At 43.0% G+C, this 25,416-nt stretch carries 19 protein-coding genes; all 19 read left to right on the top strand.

Going from position 1 to position 25,416, the window contains the following annotated elements; translation table 11 throughout:
- Nucleotides 1–34 precede the first annotated feature (34 nt).
- Nucleotides 35–1,300, top strand: coding sequence for a SpoIVB peptidase (gene spoIVB / locus CHH58_RS04940; RefSeq protein WP_095226960.1), 1,266 nt, complete (start codon nucleotides 35–37; stop codon nucleotides 1,298–1,300).
- 241 nt (nucleotides 1,301–1,541) lie between these two features.
- Entirely contained in the window at nucleotides 1,542–2,327 is a 786-nt protein-coding gene (spo0A, locus tag CHH58_RS04935) for a sporulation transcription factor Spo0A (RefSeq protein ID WP_095226961.1), read from the top strand.
- Nucleotides 2,328–2,628: 301 nt separating this feature from the next.
- The gene (locus CHH58_RS04930; protein ID WP_095226962.1) at nucleotides 2,629–3,561 is read left to right on the top strand and encodes a DMT family transporter; all 933 of its coding nucleotides are present in this window, start codon (nucleotides 2,629–2,631) and stop codon (nucleotides 3,559–3,561) included.
- A 341-nt stretch (nucleotides 3,562–3,902) separates the two neighbouring features.
- Nucleotides 3,903–5,147 carry an MFS transporter gene (locus tag CHH58_RS04925; RefSeq protein ID WP_095227132.1) on the top strand — a complete coding sequence of 415 codons (1,245 nt, stop codon included), beginning with the start codon at nucleotides 3,903–3,905 and terminating at the stop codon, nucleotides 5,145–5,147.
- 115 nt (nucleotides 5,148–5,262) lie between these two features.
- Nucleotides 5,263–7,332: a bifunctional aldolase/short-chain dehydrogenase gene (locus CHH58_RS04920; protein WP_095262102.1), complete on the top strand. Its 2,070-nt coding sequence runs from the start codon at nucleotides 5,263–5,265 to the stop codon at nucleotides 7,330–7,332.
- Nucleotides 7,333–7,343: 11 nt separating this feature from the next.
- Complete coding sequence (rhaB, locus tag CHH58_RS04915; protein ID WP_095226964.1) at nucleotides 7,344–8,783, top strand: rhamnulokinase; 1,440 nt, start codon at nucleotides 7,344–7,346, stop codon at nucleotides 8,781–8,783.
- The gene (gene rhaM / locus CHH58_RS04910) at nucleotides 8,773–9,087 is read left to right on the top strand and encodes an L-rhamnose mutarotase (RefSeq protein ID WP_095262101.1); all 315 of its coding nucleotides are present in this window, start codon (nucleotides 8,773–8,775) and stop codon (nucleotides 9,085–9,087) included. The genes rhaB and rhaM overlap by 11 nt, the downstream gene beginning before the upstream one ends.
- Nucleotides 9,088–9,099: 12 nt before the next feature.
- Complete coding sequence (rhaA, locus tag CHH58_RS04905; protein ID WP_095226966.1) at nucleotides 9,100–10,353, top strand: L-rhamnose isomerase; 1,254 nt, start codon at nucleotides 9,100–9,102, stop codon at nucleotides 10,351–10,353.
- A gap of 53 nt (nucleotides 10,354–10,406) precedes the next feature.
- Nucleotides 10,407–11,168: a DeoR/GlpR family DNA-binding transcription regulator gene (locus tag CHH58_RS04900; RefSeq protein ID WP_095226967.1), complete on the top strand. Its 762-nt coding sequence runs from the start codon at nucleotides 10,407–10,409 to the stop codon at nucleotides 11,166–11,168.
- A 49-nt stretch (nucleotides 11,169–11,217) separates the two neighbouring features.
- On the top strand, nucleotides 11,218–12,243 hold the full coding sequence (locus CHH58_RS04895) for an autoinducer 2 ABC transporter substrate-binding protein (RefSeq protein ID WP_095262100.1): 1,026 nt from the start codon (nucleotides 11,218–11,220) through the stop codon (nucleotides 12,241–12,243).
- The gene (locus tag CHH58_RS04890; protein ID WP_141235083.1) at nucleotides 12,203–14,038 is read left to right on the top strand and encodes a sensor histidine kinase; all 1,836 of its coding nucleotides are present in this window, start codon (nucleotides 12,203–12,205) and stop codon (nucleotides 14,036–14,038) included. The genes CHH58_RS04895 and CHH58_RS04890 overlap by 41 nt, the downstream gene beginning before the upstream one ends.
- Complete coding sequence (locus tag CHH58_RS04885; RefSeq protein WP_170937524.1) at nucleotides 14,004–15,533, top strand: response regulator transcription factor; 1,530 nt, start codon at nucleotides 14,004–14,006, stop codon at nucleotides 15,531–15,533. The genes CHH58_RS04890 and CHH58_RS04885 overlap by 35 nt, the downstream gene beginning before the upstream one ends.
- A gap of 109 nt (nucleotides 15,534–15,642) precedes the next feature.
- Nucleotides 15,643–17,160: a sugar ABC transporter ATP-binding protein gene (locus CHH58_RS04880; protein WP_095226971.1), complete on the top strand. Its 1,518-nt coding sequence runs from the start codon at nucleotides 15,643–15,645 to the stop codon at nucleotides 17,158–17,160.
- A gap of 15 nt (nucleotides 17,161–17,175) precedes the next feature.
- A complete protein-coding gene (locus tag CHH58_RS04875) occupies nucleotides 17,176–18,195 on the top strand; it encodes an ABC transporter permease (protein WP_212551788.1) in 1,020 nt (339 codons plus the stop codon).
- On the top strand, nucleotides 18,195–19,199 hold the full coding sequence (locus tag CHH58_RS04870) for an ABC transporter permease (RefSeq protein ID WP_095226972.1): 1,005 nt from the start codon (nucleotides 18,195–18,197) through the stop codon (nucleotides 19,197–19,199). The genes CHH58_RS04875 and CHH58_RS04870 overlap by 1 nt, the downstream gene beginning before the upstream one ends.
- Nucleotides 19,200–19,246: 47 nt before the next feature.
- A complete protein-coding gene (gene rhaS, locus CHH58_RS04865) occupies nucleotides 19,247–20,290 on the top strand; it encodes a rhamnose ABC transporter substrate-binding protein (protein WP_095226973.1) in 1,044 nt (347 codons plus the stop codon).
- A 455-nt stretch (nucleotides 20,291–20,745) separates the two neighbouring features.
- On the top strand, nucleotides 20,746–22,509 hold the full coding sequence (locus CHH58_RS04860; protein WP_249275031.1) for a cache domain-containing sensor histidine kinase: 1,764 nt from the start codon (nucleotides 20,746–20,748) through the stop codon (nucleotides 22,507–22,509).
- The gene (locus CHH58_RS04855; RefSeq protein WP_095262098.1) at nucleotides 22,509–23,975 is read left to right on the top strand and encodes a response regulator transcription factor; all 1,467 of its coding nucleotides are present in this window, start codon (nucleotides 22,509–22,511) and stop codon (nucleotides 23,973–23,975) included. Before CHH58_RS04860 ends, CHH58_RS04855 begins: the two co-directional genes overlap by 1 nt.
- Before the next feature lie 115 nt (nucleotides 23,976–24,090).
- The gene (locus CHH58_RS04850) at nucleotides 24,091–25,395 is read left to right on the top strand and encodes an ABC transporter substrate-binding protein (protein ID WP_095262097.1); all 1,305 of its coding nucleotides are present in this window, start codon (nucleotides 24,091–24,093) and stop codon (nucleotides 25,393–25,395) included.
- Nucleotides 25,396–25,416 lie beyond the last annotated feature (21 nt).

The raw sequence follows: 25,416 nt of genomic DNA, 5'->3' as shown, positions 1-25,416 counted from the left end.
CTGCTGTGGGGTAGGACTTCTAGGAGATGAGAAAATGAAGAATAAGGTAGCAGCACTGCGCATCGCCATTGGTCTTTGTCTGCTGGCTGTATTATTAGCCGCGCCATTGACAAAACCAGTACAGTCCTTTTTGAGCATACCCAAAACATTGACTTTGTTTTCAAATAACGATCTTTCTGATGCTCTTCCGGTTTTTGGTGACGGAGAGGCTGTAGAAGCTATTGACCAAGAGGCCTTTCAGGGGCAGTCAACAGGCAAACAAGAACTTGTTTATACGGTAGGCAGTATACCTGTCAAAAAGGTAGCTGTTGATGTATTGTCAGATATCCGCATTGTTCCTGGAGGGCATTCAGTAGGAGTCAAACTTCATACATTAGGTGTTCTTGTTGTCGGTCATCATCAAGTAAGAACTGCCGAAGCAAGTGTATCTCCTGGAGAAGATGCAGCTATCTATACTGGGGATATTCTTTTGAAAATCGATGAAAAAGAAATCCACAGGATGGAAGAAGTTGCTCCGCTGATTGAAAAAGCTGGTAAAGCGGGTAAGCCTGTCAGCATTGAAGTAAAACGCGGCAGCCAGACATTGACTGCAGAACTCAATCCTGCACTGGACGACAAGGATAAGCAGTACCGAATGGGTCTCTATATCCGTGATTCAGCAGCTGGTATCGGTACGATGACCTTTTATGATCCGGCATCAAAGAACTATGGTGCATTAGGCCATGTTATATCGGATATGGATACACAAAAGCCTATTGAGATTCATGACGGTACAATCGTCAGATCTAATGTTACAAGCATTCAAAAAGGAAACAATGGCAAACCAGGGGAAAAACTCGCTGAATTCAGCATGAACCGCAATTATATCGGAACTATCACGAAAAATAGCCCTTTTGGTATTTTTGGCAAACTGGAAAGTGATATGCGTCAAAATGAGGAAGCAAAAGCACTTCCAATTGCTTTAAGCGAGGAAGTTAAAAAAGGACCAGCAGTTATCCGAACTGTAGTGGATGGCGAAAAGATTGAAGAATTCGAAGTGGAAATCGTCAATAGCGTACCGCAGGATCATCCCGCAACAAAAGGTATGATCATCAAGGTGACAGACAAGAGGCTGCTTGCTAAAACAGGCGGAATCGTCCAAGGGATGAGCGGAAGTCCAATCATTCAGGATGGTAAACTTATTGGTGCTGTTACACACGTATTCGTTAACGATCCGACATCCGGTTACGGTGTACACATCGAATGGATGCTGCAGGAAGCAGGTATCGACATTTACAAAAGTGATAAAAAAGCAAGCTGAAAAAGGCAATTCCTGTTCGTTTACGAATAGGATTGTCTTTTTCTTTTTCAAGTCATACGGTATACTGTAAAGACAAGAAACACCTGTTCGGAACGCGCTGCGTCGCAATTTGTCGAATGATGGGCAGGATTTCATACTCTGGAAATAAAAGTGTGGTTTTTTTCAATTTGGCAGGAATTGACCTTGATGTGTCGAAACTATAACGTGGAATCATAAGGGATATTAAGGGAGGAAGCTGGGAATGGATAAGATAAAAGCAGTTTTGGTCGATGACAATCGAGAGCTTGTGCAGCTTATGGAGGAATATTTTGAAGACCAATCCGATATAGAGGTAATTGGAACAGCTTATAATGGAAAAGATTGTTTAGATATGCTGGAAGATATCCAGCCGGATGTCGTCGTACTCGACATCATCATGCCGCATGTCGATGGACTGGCTGTTCTTCGTACATTAAGAGAAAGAACATCCGCACCGATGCCGCATGTAATTATGCTAACAGCCTTCGGTCAAGAAGAAGTAACTAAGAAGGCAGTCGATCTCGGCGCTGCTTATTTCATCCTTAAGCCCTTCGATCTTGAGAACCTGGCAGCACAGATCCGTCAGGTAAGCGGATATGGCGGAAGCTATGAGTCAAGTCCGATTCGAGTAAAAGAGAAAAAACGTGATAAAAAACCAAATCTGGAAGCGAGCATCACTAATATCATTCACGAAATTGGTGTGCCGGCACACATCAAGGGTTATATGTACCTTCGCGAAGCGATTACAATGGTTTATAATGATATTGACTTGCTCGGTTCTATTACCAAGGTTCTTTATCCGGACATTGCCAAAATATACAATACGACAGCTTCCCGAGTGGAAAGAGCAATCCGCCATGCTATCGAAGTAGCGTGGAACCGTGGAAATATGGATAGCATCTCCTCCCTATTTGGATACACTGTCAGCATCTCCAAAGCAAAACCGACAAATTCTGAATTTATTGCAATGGTAGCAGATCGCCTGCGGCTTGAGCACCGTGCCAGTTGAGGCTGAAATAGATTGATCGTAATATAAATAAACCTAGAACGGTTTTGCTTTAGCTATAAATCCAATTTTCAAGGTTTTAACGCTTCTGTTTATCGATCGACGATAAGGGAGGCGTTTTTATTTTGTGTTATCATTACGACTGCAACTGGAACAGTTGACTAACTGCCACTTCAAGGGTATACAATAGAACTATCATCAGGGAGAGGAAGATACATACGAAGAACGGTTACTATAATTCATTACCTCCTCCTTATTTTGTCAAACATAGTGATAAAATAATTTTCTTGAGGAGTTATATTTTATGATTACTGCATTAATAGGAATTTTAATAGGTACGGGATTGTCATTTCAAACTGCTGTGAATTCACAGTTGAGAAAATTTGTTATCTCTCCATATTTAGCTTCCATGATCTCATTCGTGATTGGGGCTCTATCTTTGGCCGTTATAACTTTGATAACAGGTTCACCGCTTGGAATATCATGGGGATTCATCTCCCAACAGCCAGTTTGGATTTGGCTTGGCGGGGTGCTCGGTGTTATTTTTCTTACTGTCAACATTTTGTTATTCCCTAAACTGGGTAGTGTACAAACAGCCATAATGCCTATTTTAGGGCAAATCATCATGGGAATGCTGATTGATAATTTTGGATGGTTCCATTCTATGAAGGAACCATTTGATACGTATCGAATAATAGGAATAGCTTTAGTTATAATTGGTGTGTTTTTTGCTATTGCTATACAAGAAGTCAGATCACGACGGGAAAAATCGAATGAAAGAAATCTGAATCTGTGGATTTGGCGTCTAGTCGGAATTGGATCAGGGATGTTGATGTCTACACAGGTGGCGATTAATGGACAGCTTGGCATTGTCCTTCATTCGTCCATACAAGCGGCTTTTGTCTCTTTCTTTATCGGCGCACTTACATTGATCATTGTAGTTGCCTTAAAAGAACGCACTTTTGCGGGAGTAAGAAATCCGATAAAACAAAAAGCAGCATGGTGGGTTTGGTTAGGTGGTTTTTTAGGAGCAGCATATGTATTAATTAACATTTATTTAGTAGGTCAAGTGGGGACAGGACAAACCGTTGTTTTAGTCTTATTTGGACAGATTGCAGGAAGTCTGCTGATCCAGCGCTTGGGATTGATGGGTTCTTACAAAACTCAAATTGATTTTATACAGATAGTTGGTCTTGTTTTGATCTTGGCTGGAGTAGTCTTGATAAGGATGTTTTAATTCAAGGAAATAGTTATGCTCAGAGACTGTACTATATTAGCAGCGCTTTAAAGCTTGCATTATCATGTAATTGATAATGCAAGCTTTTTTATATACAGATAGTTTATCGTAATATAATTATGTAAACTTAATACTTCTTTTAGTATTGAAGGGTAATCCAACAATAAAACAAAGCAAATAAAGACAATTAAAGACAAACAAAATAATATAGTGTATAATCCAATCATAAAGTATGGTGTAAGCGCTTTATTTTAGGTGGTCTTAATTACCGCTGTAATACATAGGGGGGAAGAATAGTGGCAGCAAAACAAGGAAGTTTAAAGGCTACAATTACAGTTGCAATGTCCAACTACTTGGAGGCGGGTTCGATTGTTGCCGGAGCTGGCGGATTGACTTTATGGATGGAGTACCTGAATCTGAATGATGCAAAGCTTGGACTTCTCGGTGCATTGAGTGCCAATGGCTTCGGGTCGGCGATTGGAGCATTTCTTGGTGGTATCCTGGTGGATAAGTTCGGCAGAAAATTCATTTATAAGTATGATTTGCTTGTGTACATGCTGGGGATTTTGCTTATTATGTTTTCATTCAATTTCCCGATGCTGCTCGTTGGTTATGTGGTGACAGGAATCGCTGTCGGAGCTGCAATACCAGCAGCTTGGACTTACATAGCGGAAGAAGCGCCGAAGGGGGAGAGAGCAGCACGAGTCGGCTGGGGGCAGTTTGCTTGGTCGATCGGACCAGCGATTACGCTGTTTCTATCAGTTTTATTGGCTCCCTTAGGTTTGCTTGGCAGCCGAATCATCTTTGCTCAGCTCTTCGTCGTGGCTCTCATTACGTGGATTATGCAGCAGCAGATCAATGAGTCAACCATATGGACGGAGGAAAAAGAAAAAAGCCGAAGAGAAGTTGGGAAACAAGATGTGTCATGGAAACAACTGTTTACCGTTAAAGCAAATCTTAAAGCAATCGTACTGCTTATTGGCATATATGTGTTCTGGAATCTTGTTGCAGGTGTTATGGGCTATTTTATGCCTTATATTTACGAAACAGTCGGCGGATTATCTGCATCTCAGGCAAACTTGCTGCAAGGCTTCCTTTGGACGTTAACCGTGGCAGCTACTTATTTTGTCTTCATTAAGCTCGGTGACCGGGTAAATCGTAAGCTTCTTTATGGAGTAGGTGCGGGTATGGGAATTGCTGCTTGGCTGGTTCTTACGTTTGGCGGAATGGGAATGTTCGAGCTGTTCACATTTGTCGTCCTTTGGGGGATTGCGGCTGGATTCGGGGCCCAAGCATTTTATGGGCTTTGGGCTGGAGAACTTTTCCATACGCGTTACCGGGCAAAAGCTCAAGGTTTTATCTTTGCCTTGGCGCGAATAGCGGTCGGATTGATTTCGCTTGTTGTACCTTTAATGATAACTTCACTCGGATTCCAGGCAGCAGGTATGATCATGATCGGATTCCTTGTTATAGCGGCGGTTGTTGGTTTGATTATGGCACCAGAAACAAGAGGGAAGTCATTGGAGGAAATCCAGGAAGATCGGTATGGGAGTGTAGAAGAAAGACAGCGGGAGGCAAGAAATTAATAAAACAAAAATAAACAAATAAAAATAAAGATAAACACACAAATATGTTTGTGTTTAATGTATAATGAGTTCATGAATTGAAAGCGCTTCATCAAATGTAGAAGGAGTGGTAGAATTGGTACAGAATAAATGGGATGAATCGAATGCAAATCAGTATGAAGGATTAGGGGAGCTAGTTTACCGATCAAATTTGATTGGAAGTGACCGTTCTGTTTGTAACTGGGGCGGCGGAAATACATCTATGAAAACTACGGTTGAGGACTTCCGCGGACGCCCGATTGAAGTTATGTATGTTAAAGGCAGCGGGTCTGATTTGGCAACAATGGGTGCACATAATTTCACCGGTTTGCGTATGGAAGATATTTGCCCATTGATTGAAAGGGAATCTATGACAGATGAGGAAATGGTCGCGTACTTAAGTCAATGCATGATCGATGCCAGTCATCCGCGTGCCTCAATAGAAACGCTGCTGCATGCGTTCCTTCCATTCAAACATGTTGACCATACTCATCCTGACAGCATTATCAGTCTATGCTGTGCAGACAATGGACAGGAAATAGCTAAAGAGATCTTTGGTGAGCGATTCGTCTGGGTTCCTTATATCCGACCTGGATTCACTTTATCTAAAATGATCGCAGAAGCAGTAGCAGCAAACCCGCAGGCAGAACTTGTTCTGATGGAGAAGCATGGCTTGGTCGTGTGGGGAGAGACAGCGAAAGAGAGCTATGATCGGACGATTGCTGTCATTAATGAAGCAGAAAGCTATATTTCTCAAAAGCAGCAGTCAGAAACAAAAGCTTTCGGCGGAGAGAAATTGTCAGTTTTGGACAAAGAAAAACGAAATCAGCTTATTACGAAAGTGATGCCAGCCATCAGAGGCGCAGTAAGCGGAGAAAAGAAAATGATTCTAAGCTTTGATGACAGCGAAGATGTGCTTGAATTTGTAAACAGTGAACAAGCGCAGCAGCTGAGTCAGGTAGGTGCGGCTTGCCCTGATCATCTTGTACATACAAAGCGTACGCCTTTGTACATCGCATTCGATCCGTCTGCTGACAATGCTGATGACCTGCTTCGAAAAGTAGAAGAAGGTATCCAAAACTTCGCTAAAGATTACGAAGATTATTTCAGTCGCTTTGCGTCTGAGGAAGATGTGATGTTCGAACCAGTGCCTAGAGTAGTGCTCATACCTGGTGTAGGTATGGTGACGACTGGTAAGGACAAGAAATCTGCTGATATTAGTGCTGCTTTGTATCATCGTGCAATTGCAGTGATGAAGGGAGCAACAGCACTCGGTGACTTTGTTTCCTTGTCCGAATCGGAATCATTTGCGGTGGAATATTGGCCACTGGAGCTGTATAAGCTTTCCTTGGCACCACCCGAAGCAAGATTCAGCCGCTCAGTCGTTCTCGTCACAGGCGGAGCTGGCGGTATTGGCAGTGCAACATTGCGCGTCTTCCTGGAAGGCGGAGCTCATGCGGTTGTGACCGATATCAATCTCGAAGGGGCAGAAAAGATCGCCCAGGAGCTAAACGGAACGTACGGGGCAGGACGTGCGATAGCGGTCAAAATGGATGTAACGGATGAAAGTGCTATCGCTGAAGCCTTTGAGAAAGCAGTCCGACAGTTTGGCGGAGTGGACCATATCGTCAATAACGCAGGGCTTGCTACAAGCAGTCCATTTGAGGAAACAACATTAAAAGAATGGCAACTTAATATGGATGTTTTAGGTACAGGTTATTTCCTAGTAGCTCGTGAAGCCTTCCGTTTGATGAAGCAGCAGGGCATTGGCGGAAGCATGGTATTTGTAGGATCGAAAAACAGCGTTTATGCAGGTAAGAATGCAGCGGCTTATAGTGCAGTGAAGGCGATGGAGATGCATTTGGCTAGATGTATTGCTGCTGAAGGCGGAAGCTATGGCATCCGAGTGAACGGCGTCCTTCCTGATGCCGTGCTGCAAGGGTCAGCAATTTGGGGCTCCAAATGGCGTGAGGAGCGGGCAGCAGCTTATAATATTTCACCAGATGAATTGGAGGAACATTATCGCAAACGGACGACACTTGGTGTCAATATCTATCCAAGTGATATCGCTGAATCCATTGCTTTCTTTGCCTCAGATGCAGCACTCAAGACAACAGGCTGTATGATAACAGTGGACGGCGGCGTACCGGCTGCCTTCACTAGATAGGGGGATATCACATGCATATTGCGGCAGATATCGGAGCATCAAGCGGCCGTCTCGTCTCTGGTGAATTAAAAGATGGGAAGCTTGTCATACAGGAGATCCACCGTTTTGCGAATGGCTACCAGAAACAAGGAGACCACCACTACTGGGATATTGATCATTTAGAAGAGCAAATATTGCGAGGCTTGGAAATTGCCAAGCAGCAGGGGATCACATCATGCACGCTCGGAATCGACACGTGGGCAGTGGACTACGTGTTACTTGGGAAGGATGGTGAGCGGCTGCGTGATGTAATCGCTTACCGGGATTCCCGGACAGATGGTGTGATGGAACAGGTGTGGGAAAAGGTTTCTAAAAGTGAAGTTTACCGAAAGACAGGTATCCAGTATCAGTCTTTCAATACAATCTATCAGCTCTTCACAGAAAGTGAGGAGCTGATTCAAAAAACGGATACGATATTGCTTGTACCGGATTATCTGCACTACAGACTTACCGGAAAAAAAGTTATGGAAGCGACCAATGCTTCTACGATGCAGTTATTAGATCCACACACCAAGGATTTTAACGCGGACCTGCTTGCTTTAACAGGCTTTCATTCTAAGCAGTTTGCTCCACTGATTAAAGCGGGAACGATTATTGGAGAACTCAATGAGATGTTAAATGAACAGTATGACCTGCCCATTTGTACTCTTATTGCTGTCGGATCACATGATACAGCTTCTGCAATCGCTGGTGTGCCTGCGAGTGGGAAAGAGTGGGCATATCTTAGCAGCGGCACCTGGTCTCTGATCGGGACGGAGCGAAAACAGCCCATTCTTGAGGACAGCAGTTTAGAAAAGAACTTCACCAATGAGTGGGGCATCAACAACACATATCGTTACTTAAAAAATATTATCGGTATGTGGGTTATCCAAGAAATCAGAAGAGTATATCCTGTTGATTATAATTTTGGTGAGATGGTTGAAGAAGCAAAGCAGACTGATCTGAAACAAGTAGCTTCAATCAACTTAAATGATGCAAGATTTTTAAAGCCGGACAATATGATTGAAGAAATCCAGGACTATTGCCGAGAAACGGATCAATATGTACCTACTAGTATTGGGGAGCTCAGTCTGACGGTATTTCATAATCTAGCTATTGCTTACAGCGAAGCTTTAGAGGAATTGGAAGCATTGACAGGAGAGAGCATTCAAACTCTGCATATTGTCGGCGGCGGGTCGCAGAATGCCGTGCTAAATCAGCTGACAGCAGATTACAGCGGATTACAAATAGTTGCTGGTCCTACGGAAGCGACAGCTCTCGGGAATTTGATTGTACAAATGATAGCTGCAGGAGAGCTGGATTCCTTGGATGCTGGCAGACAGCTTATTCGTAAATCGTTCCCAGTTGAGATGTTCACTCCAGCCAGTCGAGATATAACAGACAAAAATAGGAGGACAGTCCATGATTCGTAAAGCTAGTGTCATGTATGTTTATCGTGATAAATTCGATGAATACAAGCGGCGCCATGATCAGCTTTGGCCAGAGATGGAGCAAGTTTTGAAGGAGCATGGAGTCAGCAACTATAGTATCTTTCTGCATGAACCGACTGCTATGTTATTCGCCTATTTGGAGGCTGAATCAGAAGAAAAGCATGCTCGTATAGCCGAAACGGAAGTGTGCCAGCGATGGTGGGCATATATGCAGGATATTATGCAGACAAATCCTGATCATAGTCCGGTCAGTGAAACGGTGAAAGAAGTATTCCATCTAAATTGAGGAGGAAAATATATGACAGTGATCAAAGCATATGAACTAGCTAAAGCGATGTACGAGGGATTAGGAGTCGATGTTGAAGCGGCATTGGATAAATTGAAAACGGTACCAATAAGTATCCATTGCTGGCAGGGGGATGATATCGGCGGTTTCGAAGTGCAGCAGAATGAGTTGTCAGGTGGAATTGATGTGACAGGTAACTATCCTGGTAAAGCGACAACCCCGGAAGAACTGCGCGCAGACCTTGAGATGGCATTGCGTCTCATTCCAGGCAAGCATCGTATCAATTTGCATGCTATCTACGCAGAGACTGACGGTCAGCATGTCGAGCGTAATGAAATCAAGCCAGAACATTTCCGTAATTGGGTGGAGTGGGCCAAGAAGCATGATCTTGGACTTGATTTCAATCCGACAATCTTTTCTCATAGTAAAGCTGCTGATGGATTAACTCTTGCGCATCCAGATGAGGAAATACGTCAATTCTGGATAGAACATTGCATCGCTTCACGACGGATCGGGGAGTATTTCGGAAAAGAACTCGGTACAGCGAGCCTTACAAATATTTGGATACCCGATGGCTACAAAGACGTACCTAGTGATCGTCTGACACCGAGAGAACGCCTGAAGCGCTCACTCGATCAGATCTTTGCTGTTGAAATTGATGAAAACTACAATATTGATGCTGTGGAAAGCAAGTTGTTCGGCATCGGTTCTGAGTCTTATGTTGTCGGCTCTCACGAATTTTACATGGGATATGCTTTAACTCGCGGTAAGCACTTGCTCATGGATACCGGGCATTATCATCCGACGGAAATGGTTTCGAACAAACTCAGCGGCACGCTTCCATTTACAGATAAGATTGCGTTGCATGTATCACGGCCGGTTCGCTGGGACAGTGATCATGTGGTGACATTTGATGATGAACTGAAGGAGATTGCGCATGAGCTAGTTCGTAATGATACGCTTGATACAATACGAATCGGGCTCGATTTCTTTGATGCTAGCATAAATCGTGTAGCTGCGTGGGTAATCGGTACCCGCAATATGCAAAAAGCGCTTCTATATGCTTTACTGACACCGCATGCGGAGCTAAAGGAATATCAAGAGAAGGGACAATTCACTGAAAGACTCATGCTGATGGAAGAGCTGAAGAGCTATCCGTTTGGTGCAGTGTGGGATTATTTCTGTCAGGAGATGCAAGTTCCGCGCGGGACAGCTTGGCTGCAGCATGTCCAGGAGTACGAAAGAAACGAAATGGCGCATCGGTAACGCGTTAGATTATGCTACACTATAATCAAAACTTGATAAAGGCAGGAAAAGGGATGTTAGTTGTAGAAAGACAAAGGAAGATTGTAGAACTGGTTAACGAGCGAGCCAGCGTCCGGGTTACTGAACTCAGTTCTCTCTTTCATGTGACGGAGGAAACGATACGCCGTGACCTTGAGAAGCTGGAAAAGGAACAGCTGCTGCATCGCAGTCATGGCGGAGCAGTTCGCATCGAGGAAGGGGCAACTGAGATTGCCCATGAAGCGCGTGAAGTGATGCGAATGCAGGAAAAACAGGCAATTGCCAAGGCAGCAGTTTCAGAAATCCAGACTGGAGAGCGGATCATTCTGGATGCCAGTACGACAGCATGGTATATGGCAAAGGAATTACCAAACATGCCGCTGACGATCATTACGAACAGCATCAAGGTGGCACTCGCCTGCAGTACGAAGGATCAAATACGAGTCATTTCGCTTGGCGGACAGCTGCTATCGAAATCTTTATCCTTCGTCGGTCCGCTGACAGAGAGGTCATTGACGACTTATTATGTAGATAAAACCTTCCTTTCTTGTAAGAGCGTGCATCTCGAACACGGCTTGAGTGATTCGAATGAACAGCAGGCTATCGTCAAGAAACAGATGATAGAGATAGCGGGCCAGACTATTTTGCTCGCTGATTCAAGTAAATTCGGAAAGCGTGCTTTTGCAACGATCACTGATCTTGGGCGTATTTCGAAGGTCTACACAGATATAGGAATTGATTCTGTCACAAAAAGCTATTTTGAAAAACAAAACATGGAGTTCCAAGCTGTGAACTAATCAACCGACCCCGCAAAGCAATGCTTGCGGGGTTGCTGAGGATGATATTATGCAAAAGAAATCACTTGTCCTGCTTATTCTGTTGATTTTTGTAAGCGCTTGCAATAAAAAGGAGATACTCTATGTGCAGGAAACGCCGCCATCAGAGTCACATCCAGAGCAAACGGAACAAATCGATATTGCCATTGTGCCGAAAGTGATGGAAATTCCCTATTTCCAAGCAGTTCAACAGGGAGTGGAAGAAGCGGCTAAGTCCTCGGGCGCTACTGTTCATTTCAAAGGTCCGACAACAGCAGATCCTGCTCAGCAAGAAGAAATCATTCGTACTTTTATAAAACAAAAGGTCGACGTTCTGGCGGTAAGTGTTATAGATCCAGATCGACTCTCACCTGTACTAATAGAGGCTAGACGGCAAGGTATAACGGTTCTGACATGGGATGCAGATGCTCATCCAGAAGCTAGAGACTATTTTATCAATATGGTAGATGCTGAAATGCTAGGTGAGCATTTGCTGGACAGCCTGGCTGCACAAATCGGCGAGGAAGGCGAGTATATTATTCTTTCTGGGTCGCAGTCATCGCTCAATCAAGAAGAATGGCTGCATTGGATCAAGCAGCACAATCGAGCTTATTATCCGAATTTGATACTTCGAGAAGTGGCTTATACAAATGATAGTCCTGTCACAGCTTATCAGGAATCAAAACGAGTGGTGAAAGCTTATCCGGATTTGAAGGGCATTATTGGGATTGCCTCGCTAGGTCCGCCAGCTGCAGCCGCCGTTCTAAAGGAAGAGAATGTATCAATATCAAATGATATCGTAATAGTCGGTTTGGCATCTCCACGTGATATGAACGCGCATTTAAAGGAAGGAGATGTCCAAGGAATCACTTTATGGAGTCCTAAGAAACTCGGTTACTTGACTGTCATGATTGCAAAGCTGATGCAAGATGGTACGGTAATCGAGGACGGGATGTTTATAGAAGATGTTGGGAGGATTCAAGTAAAGGGAGAGCAGATCATTATGGGGGAACCGATTGATTTTACGGCGGAGAATGTGGATCAATATGATTTTTAAAAAGAAATTCCGCAATCTTTCGTTAATGCATAAGCTGCTGCTATCTTATACACTGCTTACCATCATACCGGTCGCACTGCTCGGTTTTTTCATATATACAACATATACAAAAGCAGCAGAAGAGCAAATCGGGGCGCTGGTACCGCAAATGCTGGAACAGGCAAGTCAGCAAATTGATCGGAATGTACAGGATGTAACGAATATGCCCGAAAGACTATATCAATCACAGCAGATGATCGAGATATTGAGGCAGGATAGCTTCCAGTCACATGCGGAAGCGATGCAGCAGCAATACACGATGGAGCGTTATCTTTCCAGCAGTTTTCTTCATAGCAGTTCTTCTGATTTGCTCGGTGTGTTTGTCTTCTCTAAAAATAGAGTTTTCGCAGCCGCAGCCAAAAATTACAGCGGGTTTTCTAAAGGTGAAGCAGCTGTTTACGGCCAAAGCTTGGAGCTGGAAAAAGGAAGCATGATTCTTCTTCCGCAAGATACAAATCTTGTATTTGAGAATAATGCTGATTATCTGTTAATCGGTGTGCCGCTGCAGGATCGTGATAACCAAGCTTATCTGGGTACAATGTTTTTGGCATTGGATGTAGCATTTGTCGACCGCATTACAGGTACGATCAAAGAACATAATGCTGCCAGAATCATGCTTTTGGAAAAGGAGTCTGGGAGAATCGCATATGATTCGAAAAGGGAGAAAAGCGACCAAGTTCTTCCAGACGATTTTTATCCAATCGAGAATGGAAGCTTTCTGCAGGACGGTAAACTGGTTGGTATCACTCCAGCCATACAGCAGGAATACGCGTTAATTTATGAAATACCTACAGAAAAGCTGTTCGCTAAACAGCAGCAAACCCGAACCATCTCGATTGTTCTTTTTCTTCTATTCATTATATTCAGCGTGTGTTTGTATACATTTGTGGCCTATAATGTCTCGCAGCCTATTAAGCGTCTAATAGAAAACATGCGAAGCGTCCAAGGCGGAAAGTTTCAGCAAACGCTCCCGGTGACAAAACAGGATGAGGTTGGCAGACTGACGGAGAGTTATAATCACATGATTATTGAAATACGGGATCTAATTCAAAAGAATTATATGATTAGGCTCAAGCAGCAGGAAGCCGAATTATATGCACTCCAAACGCAGATCAATCCACATTTTATCTTCAATACGCTGGAAACGATCAATTATGCTGTTGAAGCAGGAGAACAGGAGGAAGTTATCAATATTATCACGACTCTTGGCAGAATGCTGCGGTATTCCTTGGATAATGGCGTAAAATTCGTCTCTCTTACAGAGGAAATCATACATGTCGATGATTTTCTGTCAATCCAGCAGTTCCGTTTCCATGACCGGCTTACTTGGAAGACCGATTATCCTGAAATCTCCACTGATGTGCAGGTTCCAAAATTCATACTCCAACCGATTGTCGAAAACAGCATTAAATATGGCTTGGAAACCAAGACTACCATTCATATCGATATCAAAATTCATCAAACACCTGATATGCTCATTTTGAGTATAAAAGATGATGGACCAGGCTTCGACCCGATAGTTAAAATGGAGCTGGAAGAAGAGCTTAGTCTGGAACCAGGCATAACCTCAAAATCTGCGCATTATGGGTTAAGCAATGTTGCCAATCGAATCAAAATGCTGTACGGAAATAACTATGGTGTTTCACTGGAGAACAATCATAGGGGTGCAACTGTAAGGCTTTACTTGCCATTTCGTCATGTTTCAGAAAGGGGAAGTCTTGATGCAGAATTTGCAAATCATGATCGTAGAGGATGAATATCGAATCCGTATGGGACTAGAGCGTTTTATCAGCAATCAGCCGCAATGCGCGGTTATTGGCACGTTTGCTAATGGGCAAGAAGCATTGGATGGATGGAGATCTGGTAAGAAAGCTGAAGTCATTCTGACAGATATCAAGATGCCGATCATGGATGGATTAACGCTCATTACAGAGTTAAAAGAAGCAGGCTACACAGGAGAATTTCTTGTTTTGAGCGGTTTCGATGATTTTCAGTATGTGCAGCAAGCATTACGAAATCAAGTTGCCGATTATCTTTTGAAGCCAATCGATAGGCAGCAGCTGCAGGATCGGCTTCAGCAGCTGTATGAAAAAAAACAAGAAATAGAAAATGTGCGAGAACGGGCGAGTCAGAAACAAGAGCAGCTTCAGTTGCTGCGTGCTCTTTCGAGTGAAAACAGCCTGGCTGATACACAATGGACAGAAATATTCCCATCAGGAACGTATTACATGTGCCGTTTGCAGCTTCAAAACTTTCATCAGCAAAAAGCTAAACGAGATCCAGTTCGTTTTCACCAGGAGCTTAGTGCAGTTGTCCGGATTTTTAATGCAGAGCTGTCACATCAATGGTCAGATTCATCCTTTTGGTGGTGGTGGGATCAGGAACAAAGCTTTGGTCTGCTTGTACATACAGAAAAGAAAAATTCATCTCTATTTATCGATCGTATTGCTAAAACTCTGTCTCACCGTACTTTCTTCAAGCTAACAGCTTCACCAGGACAAATACTGTACGAATTGGAATTGCTGCCGGCGGCAATGGAAGCAGAGCAGATGGAAATAAAGCTCCTGCCTGTTCCTGCAGAAAGTCAATACACTGAAGCCATTAATGTTAACATCCAGAATATCTTGCATACCCTCCGATTTGCTTTTAAGCAGTTTTTATTCGACGGTATGAACGCTGCTTTATATAGGTTAAAAGAAGAGCTTGCACCAGCAGAGCCACTGGACTCGGTAATGGCGCTTCTTCAATCCTCAGGTATTGAAATGCTGCATGATGTTAGCAAGCGATTGCCCGTCAATGATGTTAACCGTATGCTTCAGAAATTAGGAAGGAACACGAGCCAAACCTTAACAGCACCAGAATTGCTTCAAGGCTTTGAAAATTGGACCAAAGATCTGGCAGATATGTGCATCAGATTGGATCAACATTCAGATCGAACAGCGGTGGAGCGGGCGAAAGCATTTATACATCATCATGTACAGGAAGCGATAACGATTGAACAAGTAGCAGCACATGTCTATATGAACCCAACATATTTTTGTGCTTATTTCAAAAAGCATACAAAAGAAACCGTACTGCAATATGTTACTAAACAGAGGTTAGAGCTTGCCAAGCGCAAGCTGGAGGATACAGATGACAAAGTAACGATAATCTCTGATTCTGTCGGATACCATGATCACAAATATTTCAGTAAGCTATTCAAGAAACATACAGGATTTGCTCCATCAGAATATCGGCGTTTACGCCGATAAGACAATAACAGAAGAATAACCTCCTATTCCGAAAGACGTCCCCTTCTCGAAGCGGGACTTTTTTCATACCCTTTATGTAAGCGCATTCAGTAGTAAAGGAGGGCAAAAGATGACATACGAATATGTACTCGAAATGAAAGGGATATCAAAAGCCTTTCCTGGTGTAAAGGCTCTGAACGATATGCAGTTCCAACTGAAGAAGGGGGAAATCCACGCTTTAATGGGTGAAAATGGCGCAGGGAAGTCCACTTTCATCAAGATCATTACAGGCGTCCATCAACCAACAGAAGGCGAGATGCTCTTGCTGGGTGAAAAAGTGTCTTTTCAAAATCCTAAACAAGCTCAACAGCAGGGAATTGCGGCTATTTATCAGCACGTAACCAGTTATCCCGACTTGTCTGTCACTGAAAATATCTTTATGAATCATGAAATTAGGCACCAAGTATGGAAGACGCTGAATTGGCGGGAGATGCATAAACAGGCTCGGCAACTGCTACGGGAGCTGGGCAGCAGTTTAGATCCTAAAGCTCAAATGAATACGCTGAGCGTGGCGCAGCAGCAAATCGTCGAAATCGCTAAGGCGATCAGTACAAAGGCAAAAATCATCATCATGGATGAACCGACCGCTGCACTGACTGCCAGAGAAAGTGAAGAGCTGTATCGTATTACCGAAAAGCTACGGGATGAAGGCACTTCTATCATCTTTATTTCCCACCGTTTCGAGGACATGTACAGACTCGCCAGCCGTGTTACGGTACTTCGCGATAGCAACTACATCGGAACTTGGGATGTGGAAGACATATCGAATGAAAAGTTGATTGTCGCAATGGTCGGGAGGGAAATTAATCAGATTTTCCCTGATAAAAAGACGAGCGCAGGAGATACAGTTCTGGAAGTGAAAAACTTGTCTAAGCTAGGAGAATTCGACGATATAAGTTTTTCGATTAGAAGCGGCGAAATACTCGGTATGACTGGATTGGTTGGAGCTGGACGAACAGAGGTATGCCAAGCGATATTCGGCATAAATACCTTTGACAAGGGAGAAATACTGCTGAGCGGCAGCTCGATTCGCAATAAAAATCCACAGGCAGCTATGAATAATGGTATCGGATATTTAGCAGAAGATCGATTAGATCAAGGTCTGCTCGTAGATTGGAGTATCGAAAAGAACATAACGTTAGCAAACTTATCCGATCTATCATCCTTTACATGGATCCACCGTGATAAGGAAAAACGGCAGGCCAAAGAATTCGGTGAAAAAGTGCATATAAAAGCTACAAGCATCTTTGATTCGGTCAATTCTCTTTCAGGTGGAAACCAGCAAAAAGTAGCCGTTGCGAAACTGCTGACAAAGGACCTTAAAGTGATTTTGCTGGATGAACCGACGAAAGGTGTCGATATCGGAGCAAAGGCGGCCATATATGAAATTGTCCAGCAGCTGGCGGAAGTTGGATATGCGGTTCTTTTCGTCTCTTCTGAAATGCCCGAAATCCTAGGTATGAGCGATCGAATCTTAGTAATGAAAGAGGGCAGGGTTGCAGCCGACTTTGTTAACAGGGGGATCACCCAGGAGATGATTTTGGAAGCAGCAATGGGCGAAGAGCAAGTACAAGAGAAAAGCGGATAAAGAAGGAGGGCCAAAATGAAAATCAAAACAGAAAATCTAGATATGGAGAAGAAAAATCCGCTGGCACTGTTTTATCAATTCCGAGAGCTTGGGCTGTTTTTCTTCATCGTTATTTTATGTATCGGGGTACAATTGCGAAATCCTTCATTTTTGACGGGAGAAAATATCCTTGACATGGCAACCAATACATCGATCCTGGTCATCCTTGCACTAGGGATGATGATCGTTCTGATTACCAGGGGAATCGATTTGTCAATCGGAGCTGTGATTGCGCTTTCCGGTATGCTGACAGCGCAGCTTGTTGCAGCCAACCCGTCAGTCAATCCGTTCCTATGCTTGCTTATCGGTACCGTAATCGGAGCTTTGTGCGGGATGGTCATCGGTATGCTGATTGCTAAAGTCGGCTTGCTACCAATCATAGCTACACTAGCTTTAATGAACATTTTCCGTGGTCTTACGTTTTTAGTGAGTGATGGGGAGTGGGTTAGTTCGTATCAAATGTCGGAAAGCTTCGTGGAAATTGCAACCGGAACTCTCCTTGGACTGAATCATCTAATCTGGATTGCGGTTATTTTCTGCCTCGTATTCTTTTATTTTCTTAATTACACACGTACAGGACGCCAGATCTATGCGGTCGGCAGTAATCCGCAATCTGCAGCTGTGAGCGGTATTAAACAGGGGCGAATCTTGTTCCTTGTTTATACCATCATGGGCGGATTATCCGGTCTGTGCGGCGTCTTGTGGGTATCCAAGTTTGCATCGGCTCAAGGAGATACAGCTTCGGGTTACGAACTTACAGTCATTGCTGCGTGTATATTGGGCGGTGTCAGCATCGCTGGTGGTTCTGGAAAGCTAGCAGGCGTACTGCTCGGAGCAATATTGCTCGGGATTCTGAACAATGCACTGCCGCTTTTGAATGTATCACCATTCTGGCAAAACGGTATTCAAGGCTTTATCATCCTGCTTGCCGTTATCGTCAATGCCATCGTGAAACGCCGTGTCGAACGAACTCATCTGCTTAGGAGGGCTGGCTGATGGAACAAAAAAAGCAAACATATCAACCTCGTACTTTAGAAACAAATCTGCCGTTCTCCTGGAAGCGTCTCTTCTTCCAATGGGAATGGATGCTCTTGCTCATATTGGTAGCCGTGCTCCTGCTCGGAAGCTATGTGTCACCTTATTTCTTGAATTATCCGAGTTTGCGGGACGGGACGATGGTCTTCCTGGATAAAGCATTGATCGTCTTTCCAATGGCGATGATTATGATCATGCGCGATATCGATATTTCTGTAGGTTCAACAGTTGCGTTATCGTCTGTTGTCATGGCCACGCTTTATACAAGTGCAGGTCTGCCGATGGAAGTAGCCATCATTGCTTGTCTAGCAACTGGCGCTATATGCGGACTGATCAATGGACTCTTGATTGTGAAGTTCAAAGAGTTATCAGCGGTTATCGTTACGCTCGGAACTATGATTCTCTATCGTGGAATTGCTTACATCATTTTGGAAGATCAGGCAGCAGGAGGTTTTCCTGAATGGTTCGGATTCTTTGGATGGGGTTATGTTTTCGGAATACCGTTTCTGCTGATTGTATTCGCAGCGTTGGCTCTACTATTCGGTATCGTGCTGCACAAGACGACTTTCGGAAGAAAGGTATTTGCTATCGGTAACAATCCGACTGCCAGTCGTTTTTCAGGTATCAAGGTAGATAAAGTCAAAGTGATCGTCTTCATGCTGGCAGGATTGCTAGCTGCTGTGACGGCGATTTTCCTTACATCAAGGATGGGCAGCACACGGCCGAACATTGCTACCATGTATGAACTTGACATCATTGCGATGGCAGCACTTGGTGGAGTCAGCACAGCTGGCGGAAAAGGACGGGTGTTAGGTGTCGTCATAGCTGTTTTCATCATCGGCTATTTGCAATATGGACTCGGGCTTATCAATCTTCCAAGTCAAATGTTTTTAATTATTGTAGGAGCATTGCTTATCCTGTCAGTTGCCATTCCAAAGCTTGGCGGCATGATGAAAAGAAAGTGAGTATTCCAGCGCTTGCTGATACTAATAGATTATAAGGGGAGACCGAGATGAAAAAGTGGAGCAAATGGATTGCTATGATGCTGTTAGTATTGTTGCTGGCTGCCTGCAGCCAAGGAGCACCGGAATCCAGTGGTGCATCTGGTGAAGCGTCAGATGACGGACCAAAGAAATATGCTTTCGTATTTAAAAATACAGGAAATCCGTATGGTGAGAAAATGTTGGATGGTTTTGAAAGTACGATCAAGGAACTGGGCGGAGAAGTAATTCTGCGCTCACCAGATCAGCCAACTGCAGAAGGACAAATTCAGATAATCGAACAGCTGATCACGCAAAAAGTGGATGTTATCGCGGTAGCTGGTAACGATCCTGATGCTTTGGAGCCAGCATTGAAGAAGGCAAAAGATCAGGGAATTAAAGTTTTGTCAGTCGATTCAGCAGTGAATGCTGCCAGTCGTGATATCCATGTCAACCAAGCTAACCCAGAACGTATCGGCCGGGTACAGATCGAAGCAGTTTCTGAAATGATCGGCGGCGAAGGCCAGATTGCAGTTCTGAGTGCAACAAGCCAGGCTACAAACCAGAATACATGGATCGAGTGGATGAAGAAGGAACTCGAGAAAGATGAATATAAAGATATTGAACTTGTAAAAGTAGCTTACGGAGACGATTTGCGTGATAAGAGTGTATCAGAAACGGAAGCATTGCTTAAATCTTACCCTGACTTGAAGGCAATCATTGCACCTACGACTGTTGGTATTGCTGCAGCAGGTAAAGTGCTCACAGATAAAGGTTTGGAAGGCCAAATCGCTTTGACAGGTCTTGGCTTGCCAAGTGAGATGGCGACCTATATTGAAAGCGGTGTTAGCCCTTGGATGTACTTGTGGAACCCGATTGATGTTGGTAAAGGAGCCGCTTATGCTGCTTTTGAACTGGGTGAAGGCAACATCACTGGCGAACTAGGAGAAAAAGTAGATTTGCGTGATCTTGGTGAAGTGGAAGTGGTCGAGGACGGAGAAGGTACACAGATTATGCTCGGAGATCCGTTCAAATTCGATGAAACCAATATCGATGAATGGAAGGATGTATATTGATGGAACGCCGGCCGGGGATTTTTAATCCTCGGTTTTTTTGTTTCATTATTCGTTTAAACCCGGTTGAATACCATATTCCTTGCATATCAAACTAAAGCGTATAACATGGAACTAATAAAAAGGAGGATGGTAGAAATGGATTTAGGATTAAAAGGTAAAAAAGCGCTGATTACTGGCTCTGCGTCGGGGATTGGAAAAGCAATTACCATTATCACTCGCTGCAAAAGGAGCAGAGGTTATTATTAATGGCAGAAAATTGACCAAACCATCCGTGAAATAAAGGAACACTATTCTAATGCCGTGTTACATCATGCACAGGCAGATCTTGGTACTGCGGAAGGCTGTGAAAAAATAATACAACACTATCCCGTAAAACATACATCTTAGATTGTATGCATATGATTTACGTTATAATGTAAGCGCTTTATTATAAGTCGGACGAAAGGAGGGATTGGATGAAGAAGGTCAGAAGAGCAATTATTTCGTATTTAAGATTCAGGAAAATGCGTCATCGGTATTTTGTTGCAATAACGATTATTTCAATCATCCCCTTAGCTGTTCTTGGTATAACATCCTACTACATTGCAAAAACAACATTAATGCAGCATCAAATTAACACGATGCAGATTCAAGTAAAAGCATCCAGCGAACGCGCTGATGTGCTGCTGAAAAATGTCATCAATATGCAGCGATTAATCGCTTGGAATAGTGATATGCAAGCCGAATTAAAGAAGAGCGCAGAAATAACTTCCGATTCCTCTCAGGAGATAGAAAAGAATATGGAGAAAAGGATGGAGCATTTATTGTACAGCTATTTTATTGATACGCAGGACATTGATTCTGTGTGTTTATTCGATAAGCATTTTCGAGCATTTTGTTATGGCAACAGCACCAGTATGGGAAAGTACGATACAAGTGGAGGAGCAGTTCATGAAATCGGTACGCAGGATTGGTACAGACAAACAGAAGCAGGGCAAGGAAAAGTATTGTTTTTCAGCCGGAATATTTTGCTGGATGATCCATCCTCGAATACGTTCTCATCTGTAAAGCTGCTCCGTGATTCGGATAATGTGTTTGAACAGCAAATTCTTGGTGTACTGGTTGTGAATATTCATAAATCTATTTTCTCAAGAGTTATAGATGAGAGCCCAAATAATGAATCTGCCATTCTGGATCAAGCAGAAACATCAAATCGGATGGTTTATACTGTGCCAATTGCCGATCCGGAAGAGAAAAGTATGCTACCGCTTCTTCAGAGAGAGAACTTACCAGCAGAAGATTATTTAATTAGCAGCTATCAGAATGAAACGACAGGTTGGGATTTTGTTCATATTATTAAAAAGGACGTATTACTAAATGAAACCTATTATATACGGAATGTAACAGGGGTAATCGTTGGACTGATGGCAGTCTTTGCGCTTATTCTTTCCTTTATTGCTTCTAGCAGAATTACGCATCCTTTGACACAGCTGAAAAAGTTGGTAGTGGAATGGATGAAAACGTCAAAAGAAAGCAAAGCAGAAATACCTTCTGATGATATAAGTTTGATAAGCAATACATTTAAGCAAGTGGCATCCGAAAACATTGAGCTGAATCATTTACTGATACGTTCAAAATTAGAGACGAAAGAAGCGGAGCTTAGCCTGCTGCAAGCCCAAATAAAGCCGCACTTTTTGTACAATACACTTGATTCTATTTATTGGATGGCCATCTTAAATAAAAATGAAGATATTGCCAAGATGACGAATGCTCTTTCGGAGACTTTTAAGCTTAGCTTGAGCAAGGGGAAAGAGATGATTACGGTAGCTGATGAATTAGCTCATATACGTCATTACATAACAATCCAGCAGCTTCGATTCCCTGAGCGGATTTCATACGAAGAACATGTTGACGAGGCATTACATGATATGGAGATATTAAAGTTATTGCTGCAGCCGTTAGTAGAAAATGCAATCTATCATGGGTTAGAGCCAAAAATGGATCCAGGACTTGTGCGCTTAACCGGAAAGATCGAAGACGAAAGAATAATTTTTATCATTGAGGACAATGGGGTTGGAATAGAGGATATGTCCAATACGACAAAGGGTTTCGGACTGAAAAATGTGCAACAGCGAATGGAATTATATTATCCTTCCTCTGCATTTTCCATTTCGACCGAAAAGGATTGTGGTACTACTGTAGAGCTTCATTTTCCAATAAAAATGAGGGGTGATTCGTAATGATGCGAGCGGCTCTTTTTGATGATGAATTCATTGTTATACAAGGGCTCCAAACAATGGTCTGCTGGGAGAAATTTGGAATTGAACTGATTGGTACCGCTCAAAATGGGTTAGAGGCACTTGACTACTTTGAAGCAAACAAGCCAGATATAATTCTTACGGACATTCGAATGCCCGGTTTAGACGGTCTAGCTCTTATTGAACGGATACTAGAATTAGAGTCAACCACATTATGTATTGTATTTAGCGGATTTAACGATACAGCATATTTAAAGAAGGCGATTAAGCTGGGAGTCGTTGATTATCTTGAAAAACCGGTAACACTGTCAAAGGTAGAAGATGTTTTGGCGCGAACAATCAAAAAAGCGAATGAAATTAAACGAATAAAAACACTAGAGACTGAATGGGAAATAAATAAGCAGGAACGATTAAAGCAAGTCCTTCTTCAACTGATGCTTCACCATGAAGAAGGAGAGAAAAACTGGGAGCAAGTGATGCAGAGTTATTCAAAAAAGGTATACGGTTTCACGGTTCTTGCACTTGCTTCTAAAGACTTTATTCAGAAAGAGAAACCAAACCTCAAAAGTATCCCTATCCGTTCTGGAAATGAGTATTTTCTCGTCCTTCTTCATCTTACAGCTTTATCAAGTCAGCATAGTAAAGACTTGGTCACCTCCAATGTAAAGGGTCAGGTTGGAATAGGCCGAACCTATACGGAACCGGGAGATTTATTTAAAAGCTACCAACAAGCACGAAAAGCATGTCGTTATGCAAAGTTCTTAGAAGTGTCCGCCCTTCATTATGAAGACATCGAGACGTATAATACTGCTCCGCAAGACGTATCAAGCATTGAAAAGGCTATTTTTGCTAGTATGCGGACAACCGATGAAGCGAATTTGAAAGAACATGTAATGAGTTGGATGAAGGAACTCCGTCAAACACGGCAGCTTGAATTAATGGAAAGAGAAATTGCTCGTATGGTTTATCTAGGATTGGAAGTTGCTAAAGAACATGGGGCTCAAGATCCTGGAGACGATTATGATTTTCATCAAGAAATTAGAACATTGAACACAAGTGAAGCAATGGAGAATTGGCTGTTATTTAAGATGATCAGCTTTTTAAATGGCATTCAGCAAGCTAAGAATAAGGAAAGCCAAGGGGCGGTAGAGCGGGCTGAAGTGTTTATCGAAAATTACTATCATAAAGATATCACACTGCAGGATGTTGCAGCGCGAGCAGGGATGAGTGCCACGTACTTTAGCATGCTGTTTAAGGAAACAACTGGCACCACCTATATTAAATACTTGACCAATATCCGGATTGAAAAAGCGAAGAAATTACTGCTTAACGGAGGGAAAGTGAAGGAAGTCAGTGAACAAGTGGGCTATCATAGCTATCGTCATTTTACTGAAGTATTTAAAAAACATACTGGAGTGAGTCCTGGTTTGTACAGAGTGAAGAAGTAATAGCAGTACGTGAAAAAAACGGACATCAACCTAAATAATCCGGACTTAAATTTTAAATTGTAAGCGTTTACAATTGAGGTGTAAAGAAATTCATTACATGCAATGGAGGGATAAAATGAACAAGTTTAAGAAGTTTCTTTCCTTGTTTTGCGTAACAGTGCTCCTTGTTGGCTTATTAGCTGGATGCGGAGGTGCAAATTCTTCATCAGCTTCAGAGGAAGAGGATACAGTAACCGTCCTTATTTCAAATGATTCATCAAGAAATGCAATTGAGGCAGTAACAGATTATATAGAAGAAGAGCATGGAATCAAAACAGTGTTCGAAACAAGACCTGGCGGGACTGAAGGCGATAATATCATGAAAACACGTCTAGCCACGGGTGATATGGCTGATATTGCATTCTACAACTCAGGCTCTTTGCTGCAAGCATTAAATCCAGCACAAAACTTCGTCGATTTAAGCAAGGAACCGTATATGGATAAAGTACTGGATACGTTTAAAGAAACTGTTTCTGATGATAGCGGCGCAATTTACGGTATTCCAGCTACTTCGGTCATGGTAGGTGCCTGGTTTTATAATAAAAAAGTGTACGAAGAGCTTGGCTTAGAGATACCGAAAACTTGGGATGATCTCATGGCAAATAATGAAAAAATAAAAGCTGCAGGTAAAACGGCTGTAATTGGCTCTTACAAAGAAACGTGGACCAGTCAGCTGATTGTATTAGGTGATAATTACAATGTGCTGGCAGAGGATCCGACATTCCCAGAAGAGTATACTGCCAACAAAGCGAAATTGGCCACGACTCCTGGTGCTCTTCGCAGCTTTGAAAAATTACAGGAAGTCTATGACAAAGGATATATGAACGACGATTTTCTAGCAACTACCTATGATACAGGAACTAAAATGCTAGCTGAAGGTACTGGTGTTCATTATCCAATGCTGTCACAGGTTTTGCCGCTTCTGGAGACAAATTATCCAGATCAGTTAAATGATATTGGTGTATTTCCACAGCCAGGTGATAGTCCGGATAAAAATGGATTTACCGCTTGGATGCCACATGCTTTCTATTTAAATAAAAATGGAGAAAAAGTAGAGACAGCGAAAAAATGGGCAGAAGCTTTTCTTTCTGATGAAGGAGTGAAGAGATTTGTCGATGCAACTACGCTGGACGGACCATTGGCAGTTGAAGGAGTAGATCTTCCGGAAGATGTGCCGCAAGCTGTAAAAGATATGCTTCCGTATTTTGAAGAAGGTAACACAGCTCCAGCTCTAGAGTTTCTTAGCCCGCTTAAAGGACCAAATCTTGAGCAGATTACAACAGAAGTAGGAAGCGGTGGAAAAACAGCAGAAGAAGGTGCGAAGCTCTACGATCAGGATGTAGAGAAACAGGCAAAACAACTTGGTTTGGAAGGATGGTAGGCATAAATAGCAAGGGTTCCT

Origin of the sequence: Terribacillus saccharophilus, assembly GCF_002272745.1 — a bacterium.
Taxonomy (GTDB): domain Bacteria; phylum Bacillota; class Bacilli; order Bacillales; family Amphibacillaceae; genus Terribacillus; species Terribacillus saccharophilus_B.
This window is presented reverse-complemented; position numbering and strand designations above follow the sequence as displayed.